This is a genomic window from Streptomyces sp. NPDC007896, assembly GCF_042959425.1.
Lineage (GTDB): Bacteria > Actinomycetota > Actinomycetes > Streptomycetales > Streptomycetaceae > Streptomyces.
The window spans coordinates 42,219-63,216 of sequence record NZ_JBIBKX010000011.1; the positions used below are offsets into that span (position 1 = coordinate 42,219).

17 protein-coding genes and 1 pseudogene are annotated in these 20,998 nt (G+C 71.7%); 10 read left to right on the forward strand and 8 right to left on the reverse strand.

What is annotated here, in order from left to right:
- Nucleotides 1-39 precede the first annotated feature (39 nt).
- Nucleotides 40-939, forward strand: a complete 900-nt coding sequence (locus ACFZDJ_RS31650; RefSeq protein WP_391063931.1) for a LysR substrate-binding domain-containing protein — start codon at nucleotides 40-42, stop codon at nucleotides 937-939.
- Nucleotides 940-1,108: 169 nt separating this feature from the next.
- Here ACFZDJ_RS31650 and ACFZDJ_RS31655 read toward each other — a convergent pair.
- Nucleotides 1,109-1,900, reverse strand: a pseudogene (locus ACFZDJ_RS31655) (DUF6597 domain-containing transcriptional factor); the annotation flags it as partial.
- 173 nt (nucleotides 1,901-2,073) lie between these two features.
- Here ACFZDJ_RS31655 and ACFZDJ_RS31660 point away from each other — a divergent pair.
- The 4 genes from ACFZDJ_RS31660 (at nucleotide 2,074) to ACFZDJ_RS31675 (ending at nucleotide 6,330) form a co-directional block, all read left to right on the forward strand.
- The gene (locus ACFZDJ_RS31660) at nucleotides 2,074-3,159 is read left to right on the forward strand and encodes an LLM class flavin-dependent oxidoreductase (RefSeq protein ID WP_168494358.1); all 1,086 of its coding nucleotides are present in this window, start codon (nucleotides 2,074-2,076) and stop codon (nucleotides 3,157-3,159) included.
- Nucleotides 3,156-3,881 carry a CE1759 family FMN reductase gene (locus ACFZDJ_RS31665; RefSeq protein WP_391063934.1) on the forward strand — a complete coding sequence of 242 codons (726 nt, stop codon included), beginning with the start codon at nucleotides 3,156-3,158 and terminating at the stop codon, nucleotides 3,879-3,881. Before ACFZDJ_RS31660 ends, ACFZDJ_RS31665 begins: the two co-directional genes overlap by 4 nt.
- Before the next feature lie 244 nt (nucleotides 3,882-4,125).
- Complete coding sequence (locus tag ACFZDJ_RS31670) at nucleotides 4,126-4,860, forward strand: response regulator (RefSeq protein WP_390934847.1); 735 nt, start codon at nucleotides 4,126-4,128, stop codon at nucleotides 4,858-4,860.
- On the forward strand, nucleotides 4,861-6,330 hold the full coding sequence (locus ACFZDJ_RS31675) for an ATP-binding protein (protein ID WP_391063937.1): 1,470 nt from the start codon (nucleotides 4,861-4,863) through the stop codon (nucleotides 6,328-6,330).
- A 51-nt stretch (nucleotides 6,331-6,381) separates the two neighbouring features.
- Here the strand turns inward: ACFZDJ_RS31675 and ACFZDJ_RS31680 are convergent, their stop codons facing one another.
- Nucleotides 6,382-8,349, reverse strand: coding sequence for an amino acid transporter (locus tag ACFZDJ_RS31680; protein ID WP_390934849.1), 1,968 nt, complete (start codon nucleotides 8,347-8,349; stop codon nucleotides 6,382-6,384).
- Nucleotides 8,350-8,829: 480 nt separating this feature from the next.
- Between ACFZDJ_RS31680 and ACFZDJ_RS31685 the strand changes: the two genes are divergently transcribed.
- Nucleotides 8,830-10,365, forward strand: coding sequence for a hypothetical protein (locus ACFZDJ_RS31685; RefSeq protein ID WP_391063940.1), 1,536 nt, complete (start codon nucleotides 8,830-8,832; stop codon nucleotides 10,363-10,365).
- Nucleotides 10,366-10,432: 67 nt separating this feature from the next.
- On the opposite strand, the gene ACFZDJ_RS31690 is transcribed toward ACFZDJ_RS31685, so the two are convergent.
- From ACFZDJ_RS31690 to ACFZDJ_RS31700, 3 genes are all read right to left on the reverse strand, one after another.
- Complete coding sequence (locus ACFZDJ_RS31690) at nucleotides 10,433-12,418, reverse strand: amino acid permease (RefSeq protein WP_390935042.1); 1,986 nt, start codon at nucleotides 12,416-12,418, stop codon at nucleotides 10,433-10,435.
- A 93-nt stretch (nucleotides 12,419-12,511) separates the two neighbouring features.
- The gene (locus ACFZDJ_RS31695; RefSeq protein ID WP_391063943.1) at nucleotides 12,512-13,294 is read right to left on the reverse strand and encodes a response regulator; all 783 of its coding nucleotides are present in this window, start codon (nucleotides 13,292-13,294) and stop codon (nucleotides 12,512-12,514) included.
- A complete protein-coding gene (locus ACFZDJ_RS31700) occupies nucleotides 13,291-14,178 on the reverse strand; it encodes a sensor histidine kinase (protein WP_384907250.1) in 888 nt (295 codons plus the stop codon). Before ACFZDJ_RS31700 ends, ACFZDJ_RS31695 begins: the two co-directional genes overlap by 4 nt.
- Nucleotides 14,179-14,306: 128 nt before the next feature.
- Between ACFZDJ_RS31700 and ACFZDJ_RS31705 the strand changes: the two genes are divergently transcribed.
- Entirely contained in the window at nucleotides 14,307-15,065 is a 759-nt protein-coding gene (locus ACFZDJ_RS31705) for an ATP-binding cassette domain-containing protein (RefSeq protein WP_390934852.1), read from the forward strand.
- On the forward strand, nucleotides 15,062-17,413 hold the full coding sequence (locus tag ACFZDJ_RS31710; RefSeq protein WP_391063946.1) for an FtsX-like permease family protein: 2,352 nt from the start codon (nucleotides 15,062-15,064) through the stop codon (nucleotides 17,411-17,413). The genes ACFZDJ_RS31705 and ACFZDJ_RS31710 overlap by 4 nt, the downstream gene beginning before the upstream one ends.
- Before the next feature lie 37 nt (nucleotides 17,414-17,450).
- Here ACFZDJ_RS31710 and ACFZDJ_RS31715 read toward each other — a convergent pair whose 3' ends face one another.
- The 3 genes from ACFZDJ_RS31715 to ACFZDJ_RS31725 form a co-directional block, all read right to left on the reverse strand.
- Nucleotides 17,451-18,014, reverse strand: a complete 564-nt coding sequence (locus tag ACFZDJ_RS31715; RefSeq protein WP_390934854.1) for a hypothetical protein — start codon at nucleotides 18,012-18,014, stop codon at nucleotides 17,451-17,453.
- A 100-nt stretch (nucleotides 18,015-18,114) separates the two neighbouring features.
- The gene (locus tag ACFZDJ_RS31720; protein ID WP_390934855.1) at nucleotides 18,115-18,888 is read right to left on the reverse strand and encodes a transglutaminase domain-containing protein; all 774 of its coding nucleotides are present in this window, start codon (nucleotides 18,886-18,888) and stop codon (nucleotides 18,115-18,117) included.
- Nucleotides 18,889-19,061: 173 nt separating this feature from the next.
- Nucleotides 19,062-19,625 (reverse strand): Scr1 family TA system antitoxin-like transcriptional regulator, encoded by a 564-nt coding sequence (locus ACFZDJ_RS31725; protein ID WP_391063949.1) that lies wholly within the window; start codon nucleotides 19,623-19,625, stop codon nucleotides 19,062-19,064.
- Between the two features lie 140 nt (nucleotides 19,626-19,765).
- Between ACFZDJ_RS31725 and ACFZDJ_RS31730 the strand changes: the two genes are divergently transcribed.
- Together ACFZDJ_RS31730 and ACFZDJ_RS31735 are read left to right on the forward strand one after the other, a co-directional pair.
- A complete protein-coding gene (locus tag ACFZDJ_RS31730) occupies nucleotides 19,766-20,182 on the forward strand; it encodes an ATP-binding protein (RefSeq protein WP_390934859.1) in 417 nt (138 codons plus the stop codon).
- 28 nt (nucleotides 20,183-20,210) lie between these two features.
- On the forward strand, nucleotides 20,211-20,924 hold the full coding sequence (locus ACFZDJ_RS31735; RefSeq protein WP_391063952.1) for an SUMF1/EgtB/PvdO family nonheme iron enzyme: 714 nt from the start codon (nucleotides 20,211-20,213) through the stop codon (nucleotides 20,922-20,924).
- The last annotated feature ends 74 nt before the right edge of the window (nucleotides 20,925-20,998 follow it).

Here is a 20,998-nt window from a genome sequence, read left to right on the forward strand (position 1 = left end):
GACTATGCGGCAATGCCATATGTTGCATACGGTGTATGCGTGCCACGTATAGATTCGGTGGACCTGAACCTGCTGGCGCCGCTGCACGCGCTGCTCGAGGAGCGGCACGTCTCCCGCGCGGCGGACCGGCTGCACATGAGCCAGCCCTCGATGAGCCGGGCTCTCCAGCGCCTGCGCGCCACCCTCGGCGACGAACTGCTCGTGCGCGGGCCTGGCGGATACCGGCTCACCCCTCGTGCCGAGCGGATCCAGGCCGAACTGGAGCACGCACTGCCAAGACTCGAACACGTCTTCTCCGGCGAGGTGTTCGATCCTGCGACAGCGGCGCGTTCGTTCCGCCTGGCCGGAACCGACTACACGGTCTCCGCGCTCAGCGGGGTGCTGCTCGCCCGAGTGTTCGAGCAGTCACCGGGCTCGACCGTGCTCTTCTCGCGCTGGCACCATGCCGTCTTCAGCGACGCCGAGCACGGCATGGTGGACCTGCTCGTCCACGGCGGTTCGGCTCCGCCGCCGCTGCGCTCGCAGGTGCTGTTCGAGGAGGACTACGCCTGTCTGGTCTCCAGCCACCACCCGCTCGCGCAACGCCCTGCCGTGTCGCTGCGGGACTATCTGGAGTGCGCGCACATCGTGGTGGACGTCGCTGACGGACGGCAGGGGCACGTCGACCGGTGTCTTGAACTGCTGGGCAGCCCGAGGCGAGCGAGCGTGACCGTGCCCTACCACGCGGCGGCAGCCGCCGCGGTGCCGGGAACCTCGCTGATGGCGACTCTGCCGAGGAGCTTCGCGATCCGGCACGCGTCGCCAGGGACCACCGCCGTCATCCCGGCACCGACCGAGATCGGCCCGATGAGCTGTGCGATGTCCTGGCACCCGCGCCTGGACGACGACGCCGCGCAACGCTGGCTCCGCGACACGATCACCACGACCACCACGCGGTGATGACTGGGTGATGCGTGGGGGCTCCGCCCCCAGACCCCCCCCGGGTGGGTTTGTCGGCTGCGGGTGGGTGGGGGCTTGGCGCAGCTCCCCGCGCCCTTGGGGGCGGGGCTGCGCCCCGGCCCACCCGCGATCGGAGCCGGGTCAGTGGGTGGTGGTTGCGTAGGTGGTGGGGGGGTACTCCCACCGTCGCTGTGAAGTCGCGGACGAGGTGGGCCTGGTCGGCGTAGCCGAGGTCGGCGGCGAGGGCGGCCCAGTCGACCGGGCCGGCGGCCTCCGCGCGGGACAGGGCCTCGTGGATCCGGTAGCGCAGGATGATCCACTTCGGGCCGACGCCGACGTACGCGGCGAAGAGGCGTTGCAGGGCCCGTACGGTCATCCCCTCGGCGCGTGCGAAGTCGCCGACGTGCCGGATGGTGCGGTCGCCCCGGATGCGGTCCACCAGGGCCATGGCGAGGTCGGCCTGGGGATCCGGGCGCGGACCGAGACCCAGGAGGAACGCGTCGAGCGCGGCCACGCGTGTGTCCTCGTCGGCGGGGTCGAGGACGGAGGGGACCGTGGCGGCGTCCACCGAGGGAAACACCATGTGGAGTGGGATTCGCTCGCCCGTGAGTGACGTCAGGGCCCGTCCCGGCGCGAAGGGACGGAAGCCCCCCGGGCGGAACTGGATCCCGCACACCCGTCCCCGGCCCTCCAGTTTCTGTGTGAACAGGTCGAGGCCGATGCCGGCCACCTCGCCGAAGCCGAGGGGGTCCTGACCCGCGAACCTCTGGAAGACGACGTTCACGGACGGGTGCGGGACCACGTGGGAGGCGTACGGCTCGGGTAGGTCCCAGTCGATCAGCCAGTAGTGCTCCAGGTAGGGGCGGAGCGGCTCGGCGGGTTCGCGGCGGCGGAAGTGGACGCGCGCGAAGAGCTCCGCGGCGTCGACGATGCCTCGGGTGTCACGGCGTGGGGCGGCCATGACGGGATCGTAGGGCGGGGCACTGACAGTCGGGGGCAGGGGCAGGGGCAGGGGCAGGGGAGGGGGAGGGGGAGGGGCCGGCGGGCGGGGGTGGATGGTGCGCGGAATAGCGAGGTGGGGTGGATCGTTTGTGGGTATAGTTGAATCGTAAACAACCTGGAGGGTGAGCGACCATGCAGTTCGGGATCTTCAGCGTCGGCGATGTCACACCGGACCCGACGACCGGCCGTACGCCGACCGAGGCCGAGAGGATCAAGGCCATGGTCGCGATCGCGCAGAAGGCGGAGGAGGTCGGCCTGGACGTGTTCGCGACGGGTGAGCACCACAACCCGCCGTTCGTGCCGTCGTCGCCGACCACGATGCTCGGCTATGTCGCGGCGCGGACCGAGCGCCTGATCCTGTCGACGTCCACCACGCTGATCACCACCAACGACCCGGTGAAGATCGCGGAGGACTTCGCGATGCTGCAGCACCTGGCCGACGGGCGGGTGGATCTGATGATGGGGCGGGGGAACACCGGGCCGGTGTATCCCTGGTTCGGGCAGGACATCCGCCAGGGCATCAACCTGGCGGTGGAGAACTACGCGCTGCTGCGCCGGCTGTGGCGCGAGGACGTGGTGACGTGGGAGGGCAAGTTCCGCACGCCGCTGCAGTCGTTCACCTCGACGCCGCGTCCGCTGGACGGGGTGCCGCCGTTCGTGTGGCACGGCTCGATCCGGTCGCCGGAGATAGCCGAGCAGGCCGCGTACTACGGCGACGGCTTCTTCCACAACAACATCTTCTGGCCGGCCGACCACACCAAGCAGATGGTCGAGCTGTATCGGGAGCGGTACGCGCACTACGGGCACGGCACGCCCGAGCAGGCGATCGTCGGTCTCGGCGGGCAGGTGTTCATGCGGAAGAACTCCCAGGACGCCGTGCGCGAGTTCCGGCCGTACTTCGACAACGCGCCGGTCTACGGGCACGGGCCCTCCCTGGAGGAGTTCACCGACCAGACCCCGCTGACCGTCGGTTCCCCGCAGGAGGTCATCGAGAAGACCCTGGCCTTCCGCGACTACGCCGGTGACTACCAGCGCCAGCTGTTCCTGGTGGACCACGCCGGGCTGCCGCTGAAGACGGTGCTCGAGCAGCTCGACCTGCTCGGCGAGGAGGTCGTGCCCGTGCTGCGCGAGGAGTTCGCCAAGGGGCGCCCGGCGGATGTGCCGGACGCGCCGACCCACCAGTCCCTGCTCAAGGCTCAGGAGGTGAGCGTCGCATGAAGCTCGTCGTCGTCTCGGCGGGGCTGAGCGTCCCCTCGTCGACCCGGCTGCTGGCCGACCGGCTGGCCGCCGCCACCGCCGGGCACACGTCCGTCGACGTCCAGGTCGTCGAACTGCGCGACCTGGCGGTGGAGATCGCCCACAACTTCACCAGCGGCTTTCCCGGGCGGGCCCTGTCCGCGGCCCTGGATGCGGTGACGGAGGCGGACGGGCTGATCGTGGTCACACCGGTGTTCTCCGCCTCCTACAGCGGCCTGTTCAAGTCGTTCTTCGACGTGCTGGACCAGGACGCGCTCACCGGCAAGCCGGTCCTGATCGCCGCGACCGGCGGCTCCGCCCGCCACTCCCTCGTCCTCGAACACGCCCTGCGCCCCCTCTTCGCCTACCTGCGCGCCGTGGTCGTACCGACCGCGGTCTACGCGGCCTCGGAGGACTGGGGTGCGGAAGGCCTCGCCGAGCGGATCGACCGCGCGGCGGGCGAACTGGGGAGGCTCATGGAAGGCCTGGGCTCTCGGGCCGGGGCTGTGCGAAGGGCCGATGTGGCGGACACGGCGGACGCGGCGGAAATGGCGGGCGCGGCGGAATTGGCGGGCGCGTCGGCGGCCGTGGACACCGACACCGCCGCCGCCATCGCGCCGCGCGCTCTCGACGGGGCCATCGCCTCGGCCGACAGGTTCACTGTCATCCCCTTCGAGCAGCAGCTCGCCGCGCTGCGGCCCTAGGGGGAGAAGGCCGTGAAGGCCGGAAGAGGGGGTGGGCCGCCACCGTCGCGCGCTTCCGGCCCACCCCCTCGGCGCGGGCCGGACCCCTACTGGGGGATTCGGGTCGGCCCGTCCTGACATACGGGACAGACTGACCGCGCGAGGTAAGGGGCACGCGGGAGGAGGGGTGAGAGGCCGGTAAGAAGCCCACCCTCACCACCGCCCACCAGGTGGTACCCGGCCAGGGGCTTGGCAGACTGGTGGGGTGCCCCAAAATGTGCTGCTCGCCGAGGACGACCGTGCCATCCGCCATGCCCTGGAAAGGGCACTGACACTGGAGGGCTACGCGGTGACGGCCGTCACCGACGGCGTAGAGGCGCTGGCCCAGGCCCACCGCACGCCACCGGACGTCCTCGTCCTGGACGTGATGATGCCCGGTATCGACGGATTGCAGGTGTGCCGGGTGCTGCGCGCGGAGGGGGACCGTACGCCGATCCTGATGCTCACCGCACTGGTCGAGACGGCCGACCGCATCGCGGGCCTGGACGCCGGGGCCGACGACTACGTGGTCAAGCCGTTCGACGTGGAGGAGGTCTTCGCCCGGCTGCGGGCCCTGCTCCGCCGGACCGGTCAGGTGAACGGCACCCCCGCCGACGTACCGGCGTCGTCGTCGTTCGTGTCCGCGTCGAAGGAGGCGTCGGGGCAGATCTCCGCGGCCGGGCTGCGCATGGACATCCAGGCGCGCCGTGCCTGGCGCGGGCAGCGCGAGCTGGAGCTCACCCGCACCGAGTTCGAACTGCTCGAACTGCTCGTCCGCAACGCGGGCATCGTCCTCGACCACGCCACGATCTACGACCGCATCTGGGGCTACGACTTCGGCCCCGGTTCCAAGAACCTCGCCGTGTACGTGGGGTATCTGCGGCGCAAGCTCGACGAGCCGGGGGCGCCGGCGCTGATCCACACCGTCCGGGGCGTGGGGTATGTGCTGAGGGAGGACTGAGTGCCCCCCCGATGGCTCACGGGGCTGCGGCCCCGGCGGGTGTCCTCCCTGCGGGCCACCTTCACCCTGTCCTTCGCCGCCGTGGCCGCCGTGGTCACCGTCCTCGTCGGGTTCCTGAGTTACGACGCCGCCGCCCGGCTGGTGCGGGTGGACCAGCAGACCGTTTTCTCCGGGGTCGTGCAGGACCTGCGGGTCCAGGTGCGCGAGACGGCGTTGGACCCGGGTGATTTCTCGTCGTCCGACCCCGATCACGACGGGCCCCTGGACGACATCATCCGGCCCGCCCGTACGGATGTGCAGGTGCTCGGGCGCGGTGGGGTGATATCCGACCGCGGGAACCCTGCGCTGCCCGTGACCACCGCCGACCGGCGGACAGCCGCGTCCGTGACCGCGGGCAAGTGGGTGGAGCACGGGGAGGTCGACGTCGCCGGCGACCGCTACCGGGTGGCGACCGTCGCGCTGGGCGGCGGGCGGGGCGCGGTGCAGGTGGCCCAGCAGTTCAGCGACACGGAGGATCTGCTGCGGGAGCTGCAGCAGCGGACCGTGCTGCTGGTGGGGGCGGTGGTGATCGCGTCGGGGCTGTTCGGCTGGTGGCTGGCCCGGCGCATCACCCGACGGCTGGTGCGGCTGGCCGGGGCCGCGGAGGACGTGGCGCGCACCGGGCGGCTCGGCATCCAGGTGCCGGTGGCCGGATACGACGAGGTGGCCCGCCTCGGCCGCTCCTTCGACCGGATGCTCGGCCGGCTCGCCCAGTCCGAGGAGGACCAGCGCCGGCTGGTCCAGGACGCGGGCCATGAACTCCGTACGCCGCTGACCTCGCTGCGTACGAACATCTCCATGCTGCGCCGCATCGACGAGCTGCCGCCCGACGCCCGCGAGGAGCTGGTCGCCGACCTGGCGCAGGAGTCCCGCGAGCTGACCGACCTCGTCAACGAGCTGGTGGCGCTCGCGGCCGGGCGGTCCGACACCGAGCCCGTGCAGCGGATCGACCTGGCCGATCTCGCCGAGGACGTGGCGATCGCCTCGCGGCGCCGCACCGGGCGGGACATCCTCGTCCGGGTGAGCGGTGACACGACGGTCGACGGCCGTCCCACGGCGCTTCAGCGGGCGATATCCAACCTGGTGGAGAACGCGGCCAAGTTCGACCGCGAGGGCACGGCGCCGATCGAGATCGCGGTCACCGGTCCGGTGCGGCCCGGCGTCGGGGTGGGCGGCGGTCTTCCGGGCAGCGTCCGGATCGAGGTCCTCGACCGGGGTCCGGGCGTGGTCGAGGGCGATCTCGTCCGGGTCTTCGACCGTTTCTACCGCGCCGCCGACGCCCGCAGCCTGCCCGGTTCCGGGCTCGGTCTGTCCATCGTCCGCGAGGTGGCCACCGGCCACGGCGGAGCGCCGTTCGCCTTCCGGCGGGAGGGGGGAGGCGCGGTCATCGGGTTCACGGTGAGCGCGGACTACCCGACGGAAGAGGACTGACGGACAGACGGACAGACGGACAGACGGGCGAGCGGGGTCACGTCACCGTGGCTAACCGACGTGCACGCGCGGTCGGCGGGAGCGGTCGGGTTCGGCCTCGCGCAGGACCTCTCGGGTGACGGGGGCGACCTCGCCCTGGCCGAAGAGGAAGAAGCGCAGGAAGTTGGTGAAGGGGTCGCCCTCGGTCCACTCGAAGTAGATGTGCGGAGTGCAGCCGGTGCGGTCGCGGACGTACAGGAGCAGGGCGGCCAGGGCGTTGGGGATGGAGGAGGATTCCAGGGTCAGGACGCGGTAGCGGCCGTGGAGCACCTCGCCGCGTACGGTCAGGCCCGCCTCGAACTCCGAGGGGTCCAGGACGGTGACCTCGACGAAGACGAAGTCCTCCTGGGCCGGGAGGTCGTTGTCGGCGCGGATCTGCTCGATCTTCTCGCGGTACTCGGCCTTGTCACGGTTGTCGGGTTCGTTGGCGATGAACCGGATCCTGCGGCTGGCTATGTCCCGTACGAACCGATCCGCCATGTCGTCCAGGCTCACGCTGGTCACCCGCAGTTCGAAGGCGCGGGCCAGCCGGGAGAGCAGCGAGACGAGGATGATGCCGGCGATGAAGCAGGCGCCGATCTTGACGCCGTCGGGGCGTTCGATGACGTTCACGACGGTCGTGTAGAGGAAGACCGCGGAGATGACGGCGAAGGCGATGGTCCAGTTGCGCTGGCCGGCCTTGCGCGCGGCGATGGTCACGGCGATCGCGGCGGAGCTGATGAGGACGAGGACACCGGTGGCGTAGGCGCCGCCCTGCGCGTCGACGTTCGCGTCGAAGATCCAGGTCACCAGGAACGCCACCAGGATGAAGACGATCACCATGGGGCGGACGGCGCGTGCCCAGTGCGGGGCCATGCCGTAGCGGGGGAGGTAGCGGGGCATGAGGTTGAGCAGTCCGGCCATGGCCGAGGCGCCGGCGAACCACAGGATGGCGATGGTCGACACGTCGTAGACGGTGCCGAAGGCGCCGCCGAGGTACTCGTGCGCGAGATAGGCGAGGGCGCGGCCGTTGGCCTGGCCGCCGGTCTTGAACTCCTGCTCCGGGATGAGGAGCGTGGTGATGAAGCTGGTGAGGATGAGGAAGACGCTCATGATCACGGCGGCGGTGGTCAGCAGCTTCTTGGTGTCCCGGATGCGGCCGGCCGGCTTCTCGTCGGTGTCGGTGGCGTCGCCCTGGACGTGTGGCATGACGGCCACGCCGGTCTCGAAGCCGGAGAGGCCGAGGGCCAGTTTGGGGAAGACCAGGAGGGCGACCCCGACCATCGCGAAAACGTTTCCGTGCTCGGTGGTCAGGGCGCTGGTCCAGTCGGTGATCACATGCTCGGCGGTCGCCACGTGCCACAGGCCCACGATCACGACCACGGTGTTGAGCGCGAGATAGATCCCCACCAGGACGACGGCGACGCCGATCGCCTCCAGGAATCCCTTGAGGAACACCGCGCCGAGCAGCGCGACCAGGATGAGGGTGATCAGCATCTGCTTGTCGTGCAGGGTGCTGGTGAGATGGGGGTTCTCGACCAGGTGGGTGGAGGCGTCGGCCGCCGACAGGGTGATGGTGATCAGGAAGTCGGTGGCGGCGAAGCCCAGCAGGGTCAGGACGAACAGCTTGCCCTGCCAGAACGACAGCAGCCGCTCCAGCATCGCGATCGAGCCCTCGCCGCGCGGGCTCTCCTCGGCCACCCGACGGTAGACGGGCAGTGCGCCCGCCAGGGTGACGATGACGAGCACGATGGTCGCGACGGGTGAGAGGAGTCCGGCGGCCAGGGCCGCGATGCCGGGCTGGTAGCCCAGTGTCGAGAAGTAGTCGACGCCGGTCAGGCACATCACCCGCCACCAGCGCTGCCCCTGGTGCACGGGCTCCGGCAGGGCGTGCGGGCCCTGCGGGGTCTTGCCCATGTCGGACAGTCCTTCGAGCATCCACGCACGCAGCCGGCTCGTACCCGTCGTACCTCTGGTACGAGAGTGGTCGGTGGTGGCCATCGGGGTGCTCCTGACGTGCTGCCCGGCGTGGTGCCCATTGTGGTCCGATTGTGGGCAATGGGGGAGGAAACGGCAGGGCGGGTGGACATTACGGCGAACGGGGTACGGCGGTGTGGTCACAGGGGTGGCAACCTCTGGTCCGGCACGCCGGTCCGGCGCTCCGGTCCGGCACTTGGTCCGGCACTTGGTCCGCCCCCGCCGACGAGAATGCCGTGCTTTTCGCACATGTGGTCGGCCGACGGCGTCAAGGCCGCGTCAAAGTCGTCCGGGGCGACATCAGGGGCCCATCAAGGTCCGGTGTGCGTGACGTGAGGCGGTCGCAGACTGGGCGCGGCACGGGGGACACGGACGAGCGTCCGTGGCGTGCCGATGGAGGGGCTCGTGGCTGTCACGGCCGGTACCACGCACAGTCCTGCGGCGCGAGCCGGGACCACGCACAGTCCTGCGGCGCGAGCCGGGACCGTCGGAGCGCCACCGCGCGTGGCGACCGCCCCCTCCGGGGTTGGGCGCGCCCCCCGGCCACGGCGCGCAGGGTCGCGGCCGAGGCGCCCGAGACGTCCCAGGCGCCCCCGAAGTCCCCGGCGCCCTCTTCGCCTCGCACACCGAAGAGCCGCCACCGCCCTGCACCGCCGCTTCTGGGCGACGCTGCCCGCGCGACTGCGGCTGCTGAGGACCGTCACCCTCCTGCTGACCGTCGCCCTCGCCCTGCTGCTCGCGCTGGCCGGCCTCGCCGCCACCGGCACCTGGGACACCGTCGCGGGCCGCGACGCACCCCGCACCACCAGCGCCGCGGACCTGAACCTCGCCCTCAACGACATGGACGCGCAGGCCGCCAACCTCCTGCTGGCCGGCGGCGACGGGGGCAAGGGGCGGCTGGCGACGCCGTACGAGAAGGCGGTCGGCTTCTACGGTGACGCGCGCCGCGCGATCGGCCACGACCTGCGCGCGCTCGCCGTCGCCGCCCAGGGCGACGCCGCCGACGAGCACACCGTCGAGTCGCTCACCGACGACTTCGCCGAGTACCAGGAGCTGATCGGCCGCGCGCTGGAGAACGACGACCGCGCCGGCGGCAGACCGGCCGCGCTCGTCGACTACCGCGAGGCCACCGATCTCCTCCAGGCCCAGCTCCTGCCGAGCGCGAGGAAGCTGGTGGACTCCAACAACAGCGCCTTCGACCGGCAGTACGACCAGGCCCGTTCGGTGCTCTCGGCCCAGCTCGTCGCCGTCCTCGTACTCGGCGCGCTGCTGCTCGCCGCCCTCGGCGTCCTCCAGTGGTACCTGGCCCGCCGCTTCCACCGGATCCTCAACCCCGGCGTGCTGGCCGCCACCGTCTGCGCGCTGCTCGCCGTGCTGCTCGGCAGCCAGGCGCTCTCCGCCTCCGCCGACCGGCTGTACGGCGCCCGCCGCGACGCCTTCGACTCCGTCGTCGCCCTCTCCCGCGCCCGCGCGATCGCCTACGACGCGAACGCCGACGAGAGCCGCTACCTGCTGGACCCCGAGCGCCGCTCGCAGTACGCGCAGGCGTTCCTCGCCAAGTCGCAGCAGCTGTACGGGATGAAGGGCGCGAGTCTCGACTCGTACGACTTCGGGCTCGCCACGACCTGGAAGGAGTACCGCGCCGACCACCGCACCCTCGACTTCGGCGGCGAGTTCGCGCGCGAGCTCGCCAACCTCACCTTCCCCGGCGAACGGGGCGCGGCGGAGCGGACGGTGGACGCGTACGCCGTCTACCAGCGTGACGACCGGAGGATCCGGGCCCTGGTCGCGCAGGGCAAGGAGCGCGAGGCCCTCGCGTTCTGCATGGGCTGGGAGCCGGGCACGTCCAACGCCCACTTCGGGGCCTGGATGACGGCGCTGGACCAGGTGACGGACATCAACCGGCGGCACTTCACGGCGGCGGTCCGCGCGGGCCGCTTCGAGGCGACCGGACTGCTCCCGTGGACGTGCGGTCTGCTGCTCGGCGCGGGTGCGCTGATCCTGCTGGGGCTGCGACCGAGGCTCGCCGAGTTCCGCTGAACCGGGCTCTGCTGAACCGGGGTCCGCTGAGCGGGGGTGTGCCGAACCGAGTTCCGCCGTGGGCGCGTCACCGGTGCCGGGTGCCCGCCCGGGGCGCCGGCCCCTGCGGTTCCCCCCGCCGGAAGGACCCCGGCGCCCTGGCCGCGGGCCGGTCGGCATGGGCCGAGGACGTCAGCTGCCACGGCACGCTCGTGACCATGACCCCCGGGGTGAACAGGAGCCGGTTCTTCAGCCACAGCGCCGACTGGTTGTGCAGGAGGTTCTCCCACCAGTGTCCGACGACGTACTCGGGGATGAAGACGGCGACGATGTCCCGGGGGCTCTCGCGGCGGATCGAGCGGACGTACTCCACGACGGGCCGGGTCACCTCGCGGTACGGCGAGTCGATGATCTTCAGCGGGACGTCGATGCCGTACTCCTCCCAGCGCCTGAGCAGCGCCGCCGCCTCGTCACGGTCGACGGAGACCGTCAGGGCCTCCAGCCGGTCGGGGCGGAAGGCATGCGCGTAGGCGAGGGCACGGAGGGTCGGCTTGTGCAGGGTGGAGACCAGTACGATCCCCAACACGCGGGAGGGGAGGGTGAGTTCACCCTTCGGGTCGGCCACCGCCAGTTCCGCCGACGTGGCGTCGTAGTGGCGCCGGATGCCGCGCATCATCACCCACAGCACGATCGCCGCGAGTACGGCGAGCCACGCGCCCTCCGTGAACTTGGTGGCCAGCACGATCACCAGGACCAGGCCGGTGACGACCGAGCCGAATGCGTTGATCACCCGGGCCGTGTGGTGGCGGCGTCGCGGCGCCGGGTCGCGTTCCGCGCGCAGCTCTCTGTTCCAGTGCCGGACCATGCCCAGCTGGGAGAGGGTGAAGGCGGTGAACACGCCCAGGATGTAGAGGTGGATGAGGCTGGTGACGTTCGCCTTGAAGCCCCACAGCAGCAGAGCCGCGACGATCGCGAGCGCCAGGATGCCGTTGGAGAAGGCGAGCCGGTCGCCCCGGTTGTGCAACTGGTGGGGAAGGTAACGGTGTTGGGCCAGGATGGACGCGAGCAGGGGAAAGCCGTTGAAGGCCGTGTTCGCCGCCAGGATCAGGACCAGCGCGGTCGCCGCCTGGATGACGTAGAAGCCGACGCTGTGCTCGCCGCCGAAGACCGCCGCCGCGATCTGCGCGATGACCGTGCGCTGGGTGTACGAGCCGCAGTCGCCGGTGAGTCCGGTCAGCCGGCACGCGTCGTCCGTGATGTGCACCTTGGTGATCAGCGCCAGCGCGGTGACGCCCACGAACATGACGATCGCGAGGGCGCCCATCGCGGTCAGTGTCTCGGCCGCGTTTCTCGACTTGGGCTTGCGGAAGGCCGGTACGCCGTTGGAGATGGCCTCCACCCCGGTCAGCGCCGTACAGCCGGAGGAGAACGCGCGCAGCACCAGCATCAGCAGGGCGAGACCCGTCAGGTGCGCGTCCGAAGGATCCGGCGTGACCCCGTACCCGGCGCTCTCGGCGACCGGCGCGTCCCCGAGGGCGTAGCGGATCAGGCCCGTGACCACCATGACGAGCACACCGCCGATGAAGAGGTACGTCGGTGCGGCGAAGGCGCGTCCCGACTCCCGGACGCCCCGCAGGTTCATCGCCGTCAGGACCGCCACGAAGCCGATCGCCATCAGGACGCGGTGGTCGGCCAGGCGTGGGACGGCGGAGATGATGTTGTCGACGCCGGAGGCGACCGAGACGGCCACCGTCATGACGTAGTCGACGAGGAGCGAGGCGGCGACGACCAGTCCGGCGGTCGGGCCGAGGTTCGTCGACACCACCTCGTACGAGCCGCCGCCGCTCGGGTAGGCGTGCACCACCTGGCGGTACGACAGCACCACGACCGCCAACAGCGCCACGACCGCGGCCGCGATCCACGGAGTGAAGTGCAGGTAGGCAAGGCCGCCCAGGGTGAGGACCAGCAGGATCTCCTGGGTCGCGTACGCCACCGAGGACAGCGGGTCCGAGGCGAAGATCGGCAGGGCGAGCCGCTTGGGCAGCAGCGTCTCGTGCAGCTCTTCGCTGCGCATGGCCCGGCCGATCACCAGCCGCTTGAGAATCCCCGTGACGTTGAACACGGGCGGAGGGTAAGCCGGGGGAGGAGCCAGGAGGGGGCCCGACACTCACTCCGGCCCGCTCCTCCCTTGGAAGTCGCGCTTCTGTGGGCGCCCGCTCCCACCGCCGGGGGCGACCAGGCCGGTCTCGTAGGCGAGGACGACGGCCTGGGCGCGGTCGCGGAGGGCGAGCTTGGCGAAGATCCGGGCGACGTGGGTCTTCACGGTGGCCTCGCTGAGGGTGAGGGCTTCGGCGAGTTCGCTGTTCGACAGGCCGCGGCCCATCAGGGCCAGCACCTCGAGTTCACGGGGGGTCAGCGGAGCGAGGTCGCGGTGGACCGCGAGCGTGCGGGCCGCGGCTGCCGGAGCCGCGGGGCGGTGCACCGTGGCGGCCTGCTCGGCATCGCGGGCGGTCGCATAGCGCTCGACCAGACGGCGGGTGATCGAAGGGGCGAGCAGTGCGTCGCCGGTGTTCACCAGTCGCACGGCCGCGGCGAGGTGGGCGGCGGTGACGTCCTTGAGCAGGAAGCCGCTCGCCCCGACGGCGAGCGCCGCGTAGACGTAGTGGTCGAGGTCGAAGGTGGTGAGCATGAGCACCCGGCAGTGCGGGAGCAGCCGCAGGACGCGCTTGGCGGCTTCCAGGCCGTCCAGGTGGGGCATCCGGATGTCCATCAGAAGGACGTCCGGGCGCAGCCGTTCGGCTTCCGCGACGGCCTGTACGCCGTCTGCGGCCTCGCCGACGACGTCGATGCCGCGCGAGGTGAGGATGAGGCGGAAGCCGGTGCGGATGAGCTCCTCGTCGTCGGCGACGAGGACGCGCGGGGCGCGGCGGTCGGGGGCGGATTCGGTCACGGGCGCTCCAGGGGGATGCGGGCACGGACGCGGTAGCCGCCGCCGATGCGGCGCCGGGCGTCGAAGCGGCCGCCGTAGACGGCGACGCGCTCGCGCAGACCGATCAGACCGCGCCCGGTACCGTCGTCCCGGCGTCTGCGGGCGCCCGGTCCGGCATCCGTGCTCGCGCGGTCGGCGGACAGCACGCTCGGTCCGCTGTTGAGCACCTCGACCCGCAGACTGTGGTCGGCATAGCGCACCGTCACCGCCGCGTTGCCGCCGTCGCCGTACTTGAGCGCGTTGGTCAGCGCCTCCTGGACGATCCGGTAGGCGGTGACGTCGATGCCGGGCGGCAGCGGGCGCGGTTCACCGGAGATCCGCACCTCGACCGGGAGGCCGGTGAAGGCGATCCGGTCGACGAGGGTGCTCAGTTGACTCAGGCTCGGCTGCGGTGCGAGTCCGGAGAGGTCCCCTTCGCCGTACGGCCCGGCCCGGTCATCGTCGTCGTCACCGTCGGGTGACGGCGCCAGCAGGCCCAGCAGGTGGCGCAGTTCCGTCATCGCGTCGCGTCCGGCCCCCTCGACGGCCCGCAGTGCGCTCTCCGCCTCGTCCGGCAGAGTCGCCAGCACCTCGCGTGCGGCGCTCGCCGATACGACCATCAGGCTGACCTTGTGGCTGACGATGTCGTGGAGTTCGCGGGCGATGCGGGCGCGCTCGGCCGCCACCGCCGTGCGGGCGGCGGCCTCCCGCTCGCGCTCCAGCAGCCAGCCCCGCTCCTCCAGGACCCTGCGATGGCGGCGGCGGGCCCGCGCCAGCAACACGACAGCGCCCCCGGCCACCGCCAGGCTCACCCCCGCGAGGGCGATGAGCAGCCGGCCCGTCCCCGATGTCCACACGCCGTCCATCGTGCCAGGCAGCCGGCGAGCGGGCGTCCACCCGCGGGTCCACCCCGTACATCGCCGGGATGACCACCGTCGGGGGTTACCTCCGGGGGCTGACGCCCGGGCGGCCCCCGCCGCCTACCGTCCCTGCCATGACCACCGAAGACATCAGCGACGACACGGCCCCGGGGGCCGACCCGGCCGCCGCCCCGGCCGCTGTGCGCGACCAGGAAGTCGTGCGGGTGAGCGGCCTGCGCAAGGAGTACGGCGACACCGTCGCCCTGGACGGGGTGTCGCTGGCGATCCGGGCCGGGGAGGCGGTGGCGGTGATGGGTCCGTCCGGCTGCGGCAAGTCCACCCTGCTCAACATGGTCGCCGGGCTCGACCGGCCGAGCGCCGGCTCGGTGCGCGTACACGGCGAGGATCTGGGCCGGATCAACGAGACCGGCCTCGCACTCTTCCGGCGCCGCCGGATCGGCATGATCTTCCAGTTCTTCAACCTCATCGACGACCTGCCCGCGATCGACAACGTCGCCCTGTCCGCCCAGCTCACCGGAACGACCGCCCGTCAGGCCCGGCGCCGGGCGCTGGAGTTGCTGGACGAGCTCGGCATCGCCGACCGCAGGAACGTCTACCCCGCCGCGCTCAGCGGCGGCGAGCGCCAGCGTGTCGCGGTGGCCCGCGCTCTGATGAACCGCCCCGCGCTGCTGCTGGCGGACGAGCCGACCGGCGCGCTGGACAGCCACGCGGGCGAGCAGGTGATGGATCTGCTCATCGACCTCAACGAACTGGGCCAGACCCTCCTGCTGGTGACGCACGATGAGCGGCTGGCGACGCGTTGTGCCGGCCGCCTGGTGACGATGGCGGACGGCCGGATCACCGGCGAGCGGACCCTGGAGCGGTCGGCATGAGCGCGGTGTGGCGAGCCTCGCGCGCGGCCGTGCGCCGCCGCCGGCTGCAGACCTCCGTGATCGGGGTGGTGGTCCTGGTCTCCAGCATGGCCCTCGTGGTCGCCCTCGGCCTGCTGGACGTCGCGTCCGGACCGTTCGACCGGCTCTTCGGCCAGGCGCACGGCGCGCACGTCGTCGCCACCTTCGACGCGGCGAAGGTCTCCGGTGCGGAGCTGGCGCGGGCCGCGCACCGTTCGGGCTCGGGCGTGCGGGCCTCGGCCGGGCCGTTCCCGGAAGCCGTGGTCGACATGCCGCAGAACGCGGCGTCCGAGATGCCCGGGATGGGGCCCGGCCCCCTGACCGTGGTGGGGCGGGCGCAGCCAGGCGGACCGGTCGACCGCCTCGACCTCTTCGCCGGGCACTGGGCCACCGGCCGCGATCAGATCGTCCTGGCGTTGCCGGACGCGCCGGGGATGGGCGAGGGGCCGCACTCGCCGATCGGCAAGCGGATCCAGCTGCCCGGGCTGGCGCCGATGACCGTCGTCGGCCTCGCGTCCGGCGTGAGCGGGACCGCGCAGGCATGGGTCTCCCCGCAGCAGATCGCGGCCCTGCACCCCACGACGTACCAGATGCTGTACCGGTTCGAACAGGCCGCGACAGCCCGGCAGATCACCGCGGACACCGCCGCGGTGACCGCCGGCCTGCCGTCCGGATCGCTGGTCGCCCACCAGTCGTATCTGACGCTGAAGGCGCAAGTCGCGGCCGCGCCCAACGCCTTCGTGCCGTTCCTCATGGCCTTCGGGATCCTCGGTCTGCTGGTGGCGGTCCTCATCGTGGGCAATGTGGTGAGCGGTGCCGTGGTGTCGGGCTTCCGGCACATCGGGGTGCTCAAGTCCCTGGGGTTCACGCCCAACCAGGTGGTCGCGGTCTACCTGGTGATGGTCTGTGTCCCGGCGACGGCGGGCGCGGCGATCGGCACGGTCCTGGGAGGAGTGGTGGCGCGACCGCTGCTGCACCAGGTCTTCCAGGGCGCGGACCTCGCCGCGGTGAACGTCACGCCGACGATCGGCTCCTGGGTGTACGCGACCACGGCCCTCGGCATGCCGGCCGTGGTGCTGCTGGCCGCGCTGATCCCGGCGCTGCGCGCACACCGCCTGTCCGCGGCACGGGCGATCAGCGCGGGCAGCGCGCCCGCCGGCGGACGGGGGCTCGTGGTGCAGCGGTGGCTGAGCGGGGTGCGGCTGCCGCGCCCGGTGACCCTGGGCCTGGGCCTGCCCTTCGCCCGGCCCGGACGGGCCCTGCTCACCGTCTCCGCGGTACTGCTCGGGGTCGCCACGGTGACCCTCGCCACCGGCCTGTCGGCCACCATGGTCTCCTACGGCAACGCGATCGAGGGCGCCGGCCGGGCCCAGGTGATCGTCGGGCGAGGGGAAACCAGGTTCGGGCAGACCGCCTCGCGGCATGGGGACGCCGCCACCCAGTCACTTCTGCGCGCACTGCCGCACGCGGCGGACGTGTCCGCCGTGGGCTACGCCGACGTACGGCTGCTCGGGCAGAGCGAGGACGTGTCGATCCAGGGTGAGCGCGGGGGACGGTCGGCTCTCCAGGACGACCTGGCCAGGGGCCGGTGGATGCGGGGGCCCGGCGAGGCGGTGGCCTCCGGCCGATTCCTGGCCAAGCACGGTCTGCGTCTCGGTGACTCCTTCGCCCTGGGCGCGGCGGGCGCACGGCAGGAGCGCGTGACCCTGGTCGGGGAGGTCATGTCCGGCCCGGCGGACTGGATGCGCGCGGACTGGACGACGGTGACCGCCCTGGCGCCGGGCGCGCAGGCCAACCAGTACTGGGTGCGGCTCACCCCGGGATCCGACGCCGACGCCTATATGAAGGCCGTCCGGGCCGCCGACCCGGGGCTCTACCCGAGCGTGAAGACATCGGTGAACGCCGGGGCCGTGACAGTGATCGGTTCCGCGTCCGTGCTGACCCTGATGCTGTCGCTGGTCGCCGCGATGGGGGTGTTCAACACGGTCATGCTGAGCGCCCGGGAACGCCGACGCGACCTCGGGATGCTGAAATCCATCGGCATGACGCCACGGCAGGTCACGGTGATGATGGTGGTGTCCATGGCCGGACTCGGTCTGCTCGGCGGGATCCTGGGGGTGCCGCTGGGAGTCGCCGCGTACCGGGTGGTGGTCCGGACGACCGAGCACAGCGCCCACCTCGCCTTCCCGGCTCGCATGCTGGACGTGTGGCACCCGGGTTCGCTGGCCCTGCCGGCCCCGGCCGGGGTGGCGATCGCCGCACTGGGCGCGGTGATACCGGCGCGTACGGCGGCTCGGCAGACCATCGCCCGGGTCCTGCACACCGAGTGACGGCTGCACACCGAGTGACGGCCGCGCGACCTCTCGCTCACTCCAGCCCCGACACCTTGAAGACCGTCAGTGCCGTCTCGCGGTCGATCCGCTCCGAGACGCGGTGCAGCGCGGTCTCCCCGCACGAGAGCGTGGAGCGCAGGGCGGACCGGCGTGCGTCCTCGTCGAGGCGGCGCCACAGGGGCGGATTGGCGACCAGGACCCGGGGGTCGATCTCGACGCGCGCGCCGAACGTGTCCCGCAGCACGAGCCGCTGGCCGACTCCGTCCAGGCAGCGCACCGAGACCAGGTGGTCGGTGCGCACCAGCCGCGCGCGCAGCAGCCCGCGCGAGACCAGCCAGCCCTCGCCCGCGGAGACCCGGGTGGGGTACAGCACGAGGAACAGCAGCACCGCGAGCGCGGCCCACAGGGTGGCGCGCGGCGCGGAGAGGGTGCCGGCTCCCCAGTCGATGAGGAGGAGAAGGGCGAGGAGCACGGCCGCGCAGCGGATCGAGCTGCGTACGTCCCGGGCCCAGAGGTGGTCGCGCGCGACTTCCGCGGAGGGTGGGGCGGGTGCGTCGACCGCGGTGCGCGCGTCGGTGCGGCGGTTGCGGCGTTCCATACGACCGACGGTAGAGACCGGGGAGGCCGGAGGCAGCATGCCTTGACGGGTCTCTGATGACTTGGGCGTCAAGGATGCGACAAGAGGCTTCGGCCTGCCGCTATGCGGTCCGGGCGGCCCGGCCTCCCGCGGCCCATCGCCCGAGCACCGGCTCCGCGAGGGTGCGGGCCGGGAGGCACAGGGTCTGGCCGTGGCGGGCGAAGAGTTCGTCGCGGGAGGTGAAGTGGCCGAGGTCGAGGCGGAGGTGGTCGGACAGGTCACAGACGGCTCCCGGGCCGCCGTCGCAGCTCGCGGCGGCGTGGCCGTCCCAGTCGACCGCCGTACGGGCTACGGCGTCGAAGAGGGTCTCGCCGCCCTTGTTGGTGAAGCCGCCGGAGGCCGCGCTCATCTCGTCCGGGCTTGCGAACAGCTCGGCGATCGGTACCCAGTCGCCGTCCAGCAGGAACTCGGGCCACGCGAGCAGGACCCGTTCCGGGACCAGCGGCTTGAGCCGGGGGAACCGTGGATACCAGAAGACTCCGTCGACGAGCAGCCCCCGCACGCGCGTGGGTACGGCGATGGCCCGGGCGACGGCCTCCAGCACCGCCATCCGCTGACTGCACGAGCCCCGCCCGAGCGCCAGCGTCCGCGAGGTGCTCCGCAGGTCGTCCACGGAGTACACCGGGCGCACCTCACGCGCGATGATCCCGTGGGCCACGCGGAGTGAGTCGCGGGCGGTGTCCTCGGCGGGGATCCGCTCGACGAGGGCGGTGACGTTCGGGTGGGTCCAGTCGAGGATCGGGGTGGGGTGCGTGGAGCCGGGTGCGGGTTCGGTCCCCGGGGTGACCGGGTCGCCTCCCGCACGTCGGCACGGCATCAGCAAACGACTCGTCATGGCCCGCCCCTTTTCCCCGTTTTCTCTCTCAGGCTACGCCTCGGCGCTTCACGGCTTTGAGCAGGGCGCGGAGGGCGGTGGGGGAGGTGGCTGTCTCCAGGCATTCTGTGTCGGAGTCGCCTGCGGAGAACGACGACTTCTGCCCGTGGAGGGTAGGGGGCACGGTCTGCCTTTCAGAGTTCCTGGGCGATGGCGCGGATGAGATCGCGAGACGGGGCGGGCGCGAGGGCAGTGTTGGCGATGCGTTCAAGTCGGGCTCGGTAGCGGTGCAGTTGGGCGCCGGCATCCACAAATACAACGCCGTGGGCCGTGTCGACCTGCGTGGTGTCGAGCTGCGGTACCGGGCCTCCGACGTACAGCATCGACTGTCCGGCGCCCGCGAAGTCCGACGCGAAGGGGATCACCCGGACGGTGACGGACTCCCGCTCGGACGTTTTGAGGATGTGCTCAAGCTGGGCACGCGTCACTTTGGGGCCGCCCACGCGCATCCGCAGTGCCGCCTCGTGGATGACCCCCTCGTAGGGGCGGCCAGTATCGAGCGCTTGCCGGCGTCGAGTGCGGAACGCGATGTGCGCGTCGCGATCGCCCTTCGGCAGCTCCGGCTCGGCGAAGAGGGAAGCGGCGCGCATGTGCTCCTGCGTCTGTAGGAGCCCAGGGATGTGGGCCACCTGGAAGATGCGCATGTATGTGCTGTAGTGCTCCAGTTCGGCGAGGTCAAGGACCTTGGGTCGCAGCACACCCTCGTACTCCTTCCACCGACCTGGGTCGGGCTGGCATTCAGAAATTCGGCCGCCTCCCGATTCGATGCGCCCGCCGCCTCGCGCAACTTGCGCAGCTCTGCTCCCAAACGGGCCTGGCGTGCTGTAGTTGATGACCCATGCCCGAATACACCCTCTTCTGCCCGCCCCTCGACACCTCCCCCCACATCGCCCGCGACTTCGTCGCCTCCGTCCTGCGTGCCCAGAGACTCGACGAAGAACTGGTGGACGCGGCGACCCTCTGCACCTCCGAACTCGTCACCAACGCCTGCGTGCACGCCATGGGGGACGGATCGGCGCTGTGGCTGTCGGTGGAATCCGCGAAGGTGTGGGTCGTGGTCTACGACGGGGACGAGAACCCGCCGGTGATAAGGGAATTGACGCCTGAGGGATGGGAGCAGGGCGGGCGCGGGCCGTATCTGGTGGACGCCTTCACGGGCGGGTGCTGGGGCGCCGCCCCGGCCGTCCCGTACGACGGACCGGCGCACCCGAAGGGCAAGGCGGTGTGGTTCGACCTGTCGATGCCGGGGCGATGAGCCGTGGGCCTCCGTAGCATTGCAGATCATGGACTTCAAGGCGCGCGTCGAGATGACCTCCGTACCGCCGGGGCGGGTCACGCTGTCGGACCGGCGTACGCAGCGCAGTTGGTCGGTCGAGCTCGCCCCCTACGAGATCGCCGCGTTTCCCGTCACCCGGGCGTTGTACGGGGAGGTGACCGGTCAGGCTGCCGCTGCCGCCGGGGACCGACTGCCCGTCGTGAGTGTCTCCTGGTGGGACGCGGTCCGGTTCTGCAACGCCCTCTCCGGGCGCGAGGGGTTGGCGCCCGCCTACCACCTGCATGCCGACGGCGAAGGTGTCGAGGGCGAAGACATCGAGTGGGACGCGTCCGCCGACGGGTACCGGCTGCCGACCGAAGCCGAGTGGGAGCACGCCTGTCGTGCCGGGACGAGCGGACCCCGCTATGGACCGCTCGACGAGATCGCCTGGTACCGCGGGAACTCGCTCGAACGCGTCCACGACGTGGGCGGCAAGCGGCCCAATGCGTGGGGCCTGTACGACATGCTGGGCAACGTCTGGGACTGGTGCTGGGACCTTTACGACCCCGAGGTCTACGGCGCCTACCGGGTCCTGCGCGGCGGTGGCTGGTTCGACGAGCACTGGAGCTGCCGGGCCTCCGCGCGCCGCCGCAGTCACCCGACCTTCCGGGTCGACGACGTGGGATTCCGCGTCGTGCGTTCCTTCGGTCCCGCCCGCCAGGGGGGAACGTCGGCGATTTGACGGCTCAGGTCGGCGTCCTGGTCTCTTCCACGCTGTGAAGTCATGGCCCGGAGCTCGGGCACGCCGCCCGGGCA

Bases quoted from the DNA above. Each gene is read 5' to 3' on its own strand.
- ACFZDJ_RS31660 (WP_168494358.1), top strand. From the start codon at position 2,074: ATGCAGTTCGGGATCTTCAGCGTCGGCGATGTCACACCGGACCCGACG.
- ACFZDJ_RS31665 (WP_391063934.1), top strand. From the start codon at position 3,156: ATGAAGCTCGTCGTCGTCTCGGCGGGGCTGAGCGTCCCCTCGTCGACC.
- ACFZDJ_RS31680 (WP_390934849.1), bottom strand. From the start codon at position 8,349: ATGGCCACCACCGACCACTCTCGTACCAGAGGTACGACGGGTACGAGC.
- ACFZDJ_RS31690 (WP_390935042.1), bottom strand. From the start codon at position 12,418: ATGCGCAGCGAAGAGCTGCACGAGACGCTGCTGCCCAAGCGGCTCGCC.
- ACFZDJ_RS31700 (WP_384907250.1), bottom strand. From the start codon at position 14,178: ATGGACGGCGTGTGGACATCGGGGACGGGCCGGCTGCTCATCGCCCTC.
- ACFZDJ_RS31705 (WP_390934852.1), top strand. From the start codon at position 14,307: ATGACCACCGAAGACATCAGCGACGACACGGCCCCGGGGGCCGACCCG.
- ACFZDJ_RS31710 (WP_391063946.1), top strand. From the start codon at position 15,062: ATGAGCGCGGTGTGGCGAGCCTCGCGCGCGGCCGTGCGCCGCCGCCGG.
- ACFZDJ_RS31715 (WP_390934854.1), bottom strand. From the start codon at position 18,014: ATGGAACGCCGCAACCGCCGCACCGACGCGCGCACCGCGGTCGACGCA.
- ACFZDJ_RS31720 (WP_390934855.1), bottom strand. From the start codon at position 18,888: ATGACGAGTCGTTTGCTGATGCCGTGCCGACGTGCGGGAGGCGACCCG.
- ACFZDJ_RS31730 (WP_390934859.1), top strand. From the start codon at position 19,766: ATGCCCGAATACACCCTCTTCTGCCCGCCCCTCGACACCTCCCCCCAC.
- ACFZDJ_RS31735 (WP_391063952.1), top strand. From the start codon at position 20,211: ATGGACTTCAAGGCGCGCGTCGAGATGACCTCCGTACCGCCGGGGCGG.